11 protein-coding genes are annotated in these 8,331 nt (G+C 59.5%); 2 read left to right on the top strand and 9 right to left on the bottom strand.

Annotated elements, in window-relative coordinates; translation table 11 throughout:
* Positions 1-217: 217 nt before the first annotated feature.
* The 8 genes from K7H22_RS19555 to K7H22_RS19525 all read right to left on the bottom strand — a co-directional run bounded on the left by K7H22_RS19555 (position 218) and on the right by K7H22_RS19525 (position 5,458).
* Positions 218-1,036, bottom strand: coding sequence for an IclR family transcriptional regulator (locus K7H22_RS19555; RefSeq protein ID WP_230802491.1), 819 nt, complete (start codon positions 1,034-1,036; stop codon positions 218-220).
* Positions 1,037-1,108: 72 nt separating this feature from the next.
* The gene (locus tag K7H22_RS19550) at positions 1,109-1,498 is read right to left on the bottom strand and encodes a CoA transferase (RefSeq protein ID WP_330165870.1); all 390 of its coding nucleotides are present in this window, start codon (positions 1,496-1,498) and stop codon (positions 1,109-1,111) included.
* Positions 1,482-1,601, bottom strand: coding sequence for a hypothetical protein (locus K7H22_RS20300; protein ID WP_419248200.1), 120 nt, complete (start codon positions 1,599-1,601; stop codon positions 1,482-1,484). The genes K7H22_RS19550 and K7H22_RS20300 overlap by 17 nt, the downstream gene beginning before the upstream one ends.
* Positions 1,577-1,696 carry a CoA transferase gene (locus K7H22_RS19545; RefSeq protein ID WP_230802493.1) on the bottom strand — a complete coding sequence of 40 codons (120 nt, stop codon included), beginning with the start codon at positions 1,694-1,696 and terminating at the stop codon, positions 1,577-1,579. Before K7H22_RS19545 ends, K7H22_RS20300 begins: the two co-directional genes overlap by 25 nt.
* Positions 1,693-2,907, bottom strand: a complete 1,215-nt coding sequence (locus K7H22_RS19540) for a CaiB/BaiF CoA transferase family protein (protein ID WP_230802490.1) — start codon at positions 2,905-2,907, stop codon at positions 1,693-1,695. Before K7H22_RS19540 ends, K7H22_RS19545 begins: the two co-directional genes overlap by 4 nt.
* 2 nt (positions 2,908-2,909) lie before the next feature.
* The gene (locus tag K7H22_RS19535; RefSeq protein WP_166195423.1) at positions 2,910-3,377 is read right to left on the bottom strand and encodes a MaoC family dehydratase; all 468 of its coding nucleotides are present in this window, start codon (positions 3,375-3,377) and stop codon (positions 2,910-2,912) included.
* Positions 3,378-3,398: 21 nt separating this feature from the next.
* Positions 3,399-4,538, bottom strand: a complete 1,140-nt coding sequence (locus K7H22_RS19530; RefSeq protein WP_230802492.1) for an acyl-CoA dehydrogenase family protein — start codon at positions 4,536-4,538, stop codon at positions 3,399-3,401.
* A gap of 683 nt (positions 4,539-5,221) precedes the next feature.
* Positions 5,222-5,458: a hypothetical protein gene (locus K7H22_RS19525; RefSeq protein WP_230802489.1), complete on the bottom strand. Its 237-nt coding sequence runs from the start codon at positions 5,456-5,458 to the stop codon at positions 5,222-5,224.
* 323 nt (positions 5,459-5,781) lie between these two features.
* Here K7H22_RS19525 and K7H22_RS19520 point away from each other — a divergent pair, with 323 nt between their 5' ends.
* Together K7H22_RS19520 and K7H22_RS19515 are read left to right on the top strand one after the other, a co-directional pair.
* Complete coding sequence (locus tag K7H22_RS19520; RefSeq protein ID WP_230802488.1) at positions 5,782-6,471, top strand: Fic family protein; 690 nt, start codon at positions 5,782-5,784, stop codon at positions 6,469-6,471.
* Positions 6,472-6,632: 161 nt separating this feature from the next.
* A complete protein-coding gene (locus K7H22_RS19515; RefSeq protein ID WP_230802487.1) occupies positions 6,633-7,007 on the top strand; it encodes a hypothetical protein in 375 nt (124 codons plus the stop codon).
* A 62-nt stretch (positions 7,008-7,069) separates the two neighbouring features.
* Here the strand turns inward: K7H22_RS19515 and K7H22_RS19510 are convergent, their stop codons facing one another.
* On the bottom strand, positions 7,070-8,086 hold the full coding sequence (locus K7H22_RS19510) for an NADPH:quinone oxidoreductase family protein (protein ID WP_230802486.1): 1,017 nt from the start codon (positions 8,084-8,086) through the stop codon (positions 7,070-7,072).
* Between the last annotated feature and the right edge of the window lie 245 nt (positions 8,087-8,331).

Below are 8,331 nucleotides of genomic sequence, written 5' to 3'. Positions count from 1 at the left end.
GCAAATGGACACCGAAAACAGCTTGATCAAGACGGATACTCTAAACCGAGCCACATGCCTCCCTCTGTCTCTGAAAAGAGAACGCAAACTGGCAAAACGAGCGGGGCCGGAAGCTTACTGATCGGCTATCTTGTCGAATACCAGTCTTATGGCATCCGGCCCAAGGTGCAGGAAGGCATTGCCGACTTCAAGAGAAAGCGCAAGCCGTCTTTCCCGATCAGACCGGCGGGCGGTAGCCTATTGCCACGGACAGCCTGTCTGCGGCATCGACTGTCTTTCGTTCGTAGAGCTCGCGGCGGTCGACGCCGCGTTCGCGCGGCGCCCCGAGCACCAGGACACCGATCACCTCTCCGGACCGGTCACGGACAGGGGCTGCGACACCGGCGGCGTCGTCTATCGCTTCGCCGTCGGTGAAGCAGACCCCGCGCTGCCGGCATTCCTTGACCGCGGCTTGTATCCCAGCGATATCGGTGATGGTCCTGCTGGTCAGCTTGTCAGCCTGGAGATCCGCAAAATACCTGTTCTGCCATTCCGTCGGGGCGTGGCCGATCAGAACGCGCCCGCTCGCTGTCGGATAGGCCGGACGATTGGCGCCCGCATTGACCACATAGCGGATAAGCGAACTACCTTCGACAACATCCTCGTAGACGATGCGGCGGCTGTCCAGATCGAGGGTCGCATAGATGACAGTTTCGTCGGTCCAGTCCCGCAGCAGCGTCATGTGATGCCGCACGAGGCTGGAAAATCGGCTGTTGGCCAGGATGGCTGACGCAAACTGGAACATGCGCGGACCAAGTCGGTAGGTGTTGGACTTGTGGATCAGATAGTCCTGATCCACAAGTGGCCTGAGCATGATGAGAAGAGAACTCTTGGGTGCGTCGAGAGCTACGCTGATATCCGTCAGGCTCATACCGACCTCGGTGACTTCTGCGATCCTTTCGAAAATACCGAGCAGGCGGTTGATCGATCGTGGCGGATCGCGGCGCGTTTTCGCAGAAGGACTGGATTTCGCCTGGTCATGTTCTTGTCTAGCCATTTGGGTATTTCACTTTGATACCTCCGGATGTTCGTCAACTTGTGCTGACAACCAAGGCAATTTGTGCCCTTCCTAATACTCCGAGCGTGCGACCCGATGAACCAGTTTAACAAGACTTTTCGTAAAGACAGCACAATCGTGTTGCAGCTTGCGCGTCCCGACGTGTTCAACTGCCTGTGCAATAGCCGTCCGCGCGGTGCTGATTGAAGCCGAAGGCAAACATTTCTGCACCGGGGCTGAATTGGGCGAGGACAACATGCCGTCCGCCGCAGCCCGGTGATAGAGCGCTGAAATTATGCCGATAACCGCGTTCAAACTGCACATGCCTTGAAAGACCGCATCATAGCCGGGGCGGCTCTCCACCAGAATGTCGCATTTGCCGGCCAACTTGCGGATAATCTCCTGCCCTTTCGGTTTCGAGATATCCAAAATCAGCGACGACTTGCTACGACTGCACCAGATGTGCGGCGAAATCTTCGCTGCTCATCGTTCCGGCGGCCCGCTGAGCGACAGGCGGACCGTACTGGCACGCATCTTCTCCTACGCCTGCCCGTTCAACCTTGATGACCTCGGCCCCGAGATCGGCGAGGTATTGCGCGGCCAAGGACCGGCCAGAATACGCGACATATCCAGAACACGGGTGCCGGAAAGTGGTTTCATAGTCGTGATCGGATCTTTAAATCGTTTTCGTGTCTGTTGCAGTCTGGTGTCTGCGCGAGCTCATTGAGAATTTCGTGGGTATCGGCGCCTAGCCGGGGCGGCAGACGGCGGATCGACGGGGTGCAGGCCGAAAAACTAGGCGCGATTCCCGGCAGGGTCATCGCACCTTCGGTCGGGTGCGTGTTGGTCTCGAAGAAGCCAGTTTCCAACAGATAGGGATCTTCGAACAACTCGTCGAAGGTGCTGGCTGGACCGTTCGGAATATCGGCCTGATCCAGCGCCGCGCCCCAGTCGGCTGTGGTGCGGTCCACCAGCCGCTTGGCCACGATGGCATAGAGATCTTGGATGTTTGCCGACCGTTGCTGAGTCCGTTCATAACGTGGATCGCGCGCCAAGTCGCCATGGCCAAGCAGCTCGAGAAACCGTTGCCATTGCGCATCGGTATTGGCCATGACGCACAGATACCCGTCCGCCGTGCGGTAAGGTCTGCGATCAGCATTCATCAGCCGAGTGTAGCCCGCTTTGCCGCCTGTGGCGGGCAGGGCGCGCCCCCAGAGATGTTCCAGAAGGTTGAAGACAATGACACTTTCCATCATGGGCACGTGAACCTCCTGACCTTCGCCAGTCCGTTCACGCCAGAATAGTGCCGAGGTAATGGCATTGGCCAGAACATAGCCCGAATGCTTGTCGGCAATCACGGTTGGTAGGTAGTCGGGCACACCATCGCGCCAGCCGTTCATGGCCGCGGTTCCGGTCAAGCCCTGCACCACATCGTCATAGGCGGGTGTTTCCGTGCGTGACGATCCGGGGCGAAAACCAGTCGCCGACGCGTAGATGATGTCCGGCTTGATTGCACGGACCTTATCATAAGTGAGACCCAGCCGGTCGATGGCCCCCGGCCGCATGGCATGAACCATGACATCCGCCGTCTCAAGAAGACGGGTCAAGACCACGAAGTCCTGTGAATCCTTGAGGTTCAAGACAATTGACCGCTTGTTCCGGTTCAGACCCAAAAAGAGCGCTCCCATGTCATCACTGACGCGGGGACCGACATGGCGGGTGTAGTCTCCTTTGGGCTCTTCGACCTTGATGACATCTGCGCCCATGTCGCCCAGAATCTGGGTGCAGACCGGCCCTAGGACGTTGATCGTCAGATCAACCACCCTAAGGCCGGACAATGGCCCGCGACGGGGATCAGGAGCGTCTGTCAAGATCATTCTCCCTTTGTGCGGGCATTGACCATACGCGTCGGCTTGTAGTCCAATACGAGCTCGCCCCGCTGATTGATGACCCGGTTGTGGCTGGTTACGATGCCTTTGTCTGGCCGCTTCTTCGACCGCCGCGCCTCGACGATCTCGACTTCACAGTGGATCGTGTCGCCTGCAACGGTCGGCCCGCCGACTTTGTAGGACATCTCTAGAAAAGCAAATCCAGTGTGCTGCATAGTGCTTTGGACCAGCAGACCCTCCATAAAGGTGTAGACTAGGGCAGATGGCACGACGCGGCCCTTGATGAGGGATTCTTCCTCTTGAAAGACGCTGTTTGTGAAGAGCACTTCGGTCATGCCCGTGCAGGTGACAAAATTGATGATGTCAGCTTCCGAGATGGTCCGCCCGATCGTCTTGAAAGTGCGGCCGACGGTGACGTCTTCGAAAAACAGGCCGAGGCCGAGGGTTTCCATGGGTGTTTCCTTCTTAAAAACTCAGGCCAATACGGAGCGAGAGATAATGTTGCGTTGAATTTGGTTGGTACCTTCGATGATTTGGAGCACCTTAGCATCGCGGAAATAGCGGTTAATCCCGTACTCGTTGGATATGCCGGCCGCGCCGAAAAGTTGCACCGCATCCGTTGCAACCTTCATCGCAGTGTCGGTTGAGAAGGTCTTTGCCATTGCTGCCAAATGCGCGAGTTCCTTGCCTTTGACGCCTGCGTCCAAGGCCGCAGCCGCTTGATAGACCAGGAGGCGGGCGGCGGCAGTCTGCGTTTCCATGTCCGCGACCATCCATTTTATCCCCTGGAAGTCGGCGATGGTTTGGCCGAAGGCATGGCGGTTTTTAATGAACTCCACCGCATGATCCAGCGCGCCCTGCGCACACCCGACTGCCCGAGCGCCGATGATCGGACGCGAATCGTTCAGCGCGGCCATAGCAACGCGAAAGCCTGTTTCCTCATCTCCCAACATTGCCGATGCGGGGACGCGGCAGTTTTCAAGATAGAGCGAATGGGACGGTACGCCGCGCGCGCCCATCTTGTCTTCCTTGGGGCCAACATTGAAACCGGGCGTGTCTGTATCGACGATGAACAGGTTGATCTTGCCACGTTCATCGCCAGTGCCTGTCTTGGCCGCAACCAGAACAAAATCCGCCATTCCGGAATTGGTGCACCAGATCTTGTTGCCATCAAGGATGTAGTCGCCCCCGTCCTTGCGAGCCTTGGTCTTGATCCCCGAGACATCAGATCCGCTTTGCGGTTCGGTCAGGGAAAGGGCCCCCCGCAGCTCACCTTTGGCCAGGCCGGGCAGGTAACGGTCTTTTTGTTCCTGTGTGCCGCCAGCCAGAATGGCTCCGATCGGCACCCACTGCACCAGAAGTAGATAGGCGGTATTGTAGCAGACACGCCCGAATTCCTCGACCGCGACGCAGGCCGACAGCATGGAGTTCGCGCCACCGTATTCTTCGGGGAAGGGAAGAAGGAATAGGCCAAGCTCCTTCAACATCTCGAACATGTCATGGGGGTATTCCGCCGTGCGGTCGATCTCCTGCGCGCGCGGAGCGACCTTTTCGCGGGCCACACGCCGGACAAGGTCTTGTACCAGGGTCTGATCTTCGCCAAGTTTGAACATGTTCACGTCTCATCCCTTCTTGATGGGTCGGGATCCGCATGGCCCCAGTCCGTATTTGTTGAACAGAATATGTTATGAGATTGCGTTTCCAGCAATGCGACGACCCGTCTTCCGCATACATGTGTTGAGTCGCGCAATCCTATAGGCACGGAACACGCAGAGGTGGTCTCAGGATTTCGGACCAGTAGTTAAGGTGGATCAACTTGTGAAAGAGATGATCCAAAATGACGAAACGAAAAAACCACTCGCCTGACTTGAAGGCCAAATTTGCTATGGCAGTCGCTGAAGTATGAATTCGTCTATCTGAATGCCTTTGAGACAGGCTCTGAAATGCGAGAATTTGGTTTGATTCTTGGACATTCGGATTCCTCATCGTGATATACCCAAAGGCTACTGAGTCCGATTTTTGGCTGTCAGCACCGAATGCGTTCGGCAAGCGGGTTTTGTGTGGATAACCCTCGCGCAAGTTCAACGTGGACAGGCATTTGGGCTCCCGCACAGTGTATCGCGTTTTCTCAAAAATCCGGTCCCGCGCAGGCCTGGCGAGTAAGGTGGTACACTATAGGTACTTCCCACGAGCAGCCGTACCCAATATTGTTTAACGATCTAGGGTCAGGACAGCCCGGTTGCGGAACGCGGGCAGTGCCAAAGCGACACTCGACAACCGGAGTACGGCCACCGCTTCAATGGAAATCGCGCGATTTGGGAATGACACGCACGTTCCGCGGATGGGCGCGAACGCCGACTTGTCCGGGCAGTGGGTTGATCGGGTGGTCGCCGCGTGTGGTGATGCCGGGCATGTCGTCCTGAGAGAGGCTTTCCAACCGGTCGGAGCGGTCTTCCAGATGATCGGCGACCACGTGAATGACACGCCCATCGGTCTGGACGCGGCCCTGCACGACCAGCAGGTGCGCGGACATGATGGTGGGGGGGACTGCTGCATTAGACGATTTCATCAAAAGCAGAAACCGGCGACCTCCCAGATCTCGTAGGAGCCTTCAACGAACCATATGTAGTGTGCCCTTATCGAAGTTCTGTTGTGATTTATGGCCTCAGAAGGTTAACGCAACAGTCCCGATTCGACGCAAGCGATTCTGCGGATCGTGTCGCATGAATGCGGCATCCGAACCGGCAGTGGATCGGGAAACGGATTTTGGCTAACGCGCGTAAACGCCTTGTGCTAAAGGGGATTATGCGGGAGAGAACCGGCACTTGATCCGGCAGTAGAGGGGGAAATGATTTCATGACTGGCTGGTCGGTCACCTCGGTTGAGCCGCTGCTGCCGGAGGAAGCTTCGCGCCACCGCGCGGCCCTCGATGATCTGGTGGTCGAGCTCAGCGCCGCCGCCGCCGGTCTGCGTGAGAGTTTGCCCCAGGGGCTGCGCACCCCCCTGGCCGCCGCCGTTCGCGCCATGAACTGCTATTATTCCAACCTGATCGAGGGGTTCGACACCCACCCGCATGACATCGAACGCGCCCTTGCCGCCGATTTCAGCAGGGAGCCGGAACAGCGTGACCTCCAACTCGAAGCGCTTGCCCATATCCGGGTGCAGAAATGGGTGGATTCGGGCGGCCTGCGCGCGCATCCGATGGCGCGTGAAAGCCTGTGCGAAATCCATGCGCGCTTTTGCGAAAATCTGCCCGAAAGCCTGCTGCTGGTGCTGGAGGACGGCACCCGGATCGAGGGCGGCGCCCTGCGCACCGGGCATGTGCGCGTCGGGCGGCATGTCGCCCCCGAGGCCGAGGCGGTGCCGCGCCTGCTGGAGCATATGCAGCAACGCTATGCCATGCTGGGCCGGGCAGGGGGCATCCTTGGGCTGGCCTGTGCGCATCATCGCTTGATGTGGGTGCATCCGTCCGCAGATCTCAACGGCCGGGTGGGGCGCATGGTCTCGCACGCACGGCTGCCGGCTCGGCCGGTTTGTGGTCGGTGAGCAGGGGCCTCGCGCGGAACGAAGCGGAATACAAGCGCCGCCTGATGGCCGCGGATGAGCCAAGCCACGGGGGCGCCGACGGGCGCGGCGCGCTGTCCGAACAACAGCTGGCGGAGTTCGCGCGCTTCTTTCTGGAGACCTGCCTGGATCAGGTGCGCTTTATGGAGGGGTTGATGCGCCCCGACCAGTTGCGCGGGTGCATCGAGGCCTGGGCCACGCAGGAAACCGCGCAGGGCAGGCTGCCCGCCGGGGCGTGGCCGGTGCTGCGAGAGGCTCTCTATACCGGGGAGTTCCCGCGTGCAGCATTGCCGGGGCTGTTGGGCGTGGGGGAACGACAGGCGCGCAACGTCTCCGCCGCGCTGGTTAGGGCAGGGGCGCTCAACGCGCAATCGAGCCGCGCCCCGTTGCGGCTGACATTCTCCGCCAGACTGGCCGGGGCTGTTTCCGTAGGCGTGATCGGGCTGCTGCCGGTCCCGTCACGTCAGGGGGACATAGAGCCGATACTGACCCGATCCACGGGACCGGGCCAGCAGTAGACCGCGTACGCTTCTTTCTTAATTCGCCCAGTATCCGTGAATACCGAGCGATAGTTTAAGCGTTAGTCGGCCGCACCAACCGAGAAGACCACCTTGCCGAGCGCTTGGCGTCCTGCCATGCGCTCGAAACCGGCCGCGAAATCGGACAGAGGGAAAATCTCGTCGATCTGTGATTTCAGCTTGCCTACGGCTAGTGCGGCAAAGGCGTCGTGCACCGCCTGTGTCAGTTCGGGATCGCGCGCGCGCATCAGCCGTTGCAGAGAAGACCCAAAGACCATCACGTCCTTGACCAGCAGATAGCCTGCGTTCAGCGCCGGAAGATCGCCACTGGCAAAGCCGACGATCACATACCGTCCGCCGGGCCGGGCACAGCGCAACGCACCCTCGCCCACGTTGCCGCCGACCATGTCGATGATGGCATCGACATGGTGGAACCCCTGCTCCCGGATCGCAAGCCGGACCTCCTGGACAGGATCCGCCATGCCTGCGGTTAACACCACAGCCTCAGCCCCGAGCGACCGGGCCAGCGTAGCCTTCTCTTCGTTCGACACCACGGCAATCGGGCGCACGCCCAGCAACAGCGCATATTGGATCGCCATTGACCCGACGCCGCCGGTCGCGCCCGTGATGATGACGCTCTGACCCAGTTTCAGATCAGCGCGCAGCTTCATCGCGCCGGCCATCGTAGCAATCGCCGTGGCGCAGGCGGCCGCGTCCTCAAACCCGATCTCGGGCGGCAGAACCGTGCATGACCAGTCAGGCGAGCAGTCGTATTCCGCAAACGCCCCTGTCGAATCCTGAGTACACACCCGGTCGCCCACCTTAAATCCTGTCACACCCGGACCGGCGGCGACCACAACGCCGGCCGCGTCCCGGCCGGCTATGAAAGGCAGATCGGGTTTCACCTGATACTTGCCTTCCATCATCAGGAGGTCGGCGAAATTGAGCGAGGCCGCCGCGACCTCGATCAACACATCCCTTTCGCCGGGCACGGGCAACGGCACATCCTCGACGGCGGCGCTTTGCCATCCCGCATAGTCGCGCAGCACCAGCGCCTTCATACTTTTGGGCAGGCTCATTCGTCGATTTCCTCAAGACTATGAAAGTTCGGTTTGCGTTTCTTCAATCTGGCGACAACGCTACGCCACCCCGCTGATCGGTGGCAGAGAGAACGCGACAATTCCCACATATGTGCCTTGGCCACGGTCCCGTTTCCACATGGATGCGCTATTGTCCCCGGCGGGATGTAGCATCCCGTCCGTTCGCCCCAAGCATGACTTCAGCTGACCTGCCCCCCGAAACTTCCCGCGTTCTAATGTAGAGT

The organism is Seohaeicola saemankumensis, from assembly GCF_021021435.1.
Lineage (GTDB): Bacteria > Pseudomonadota > Alphaproteobacteria > Rhodobacterales > Rhodobacteraceae > Seohaeicola.
Note: the sequence above shows the minus strand (reverse complement) of the source record. Positions and strands in the feature narration are given on the sequence as shown.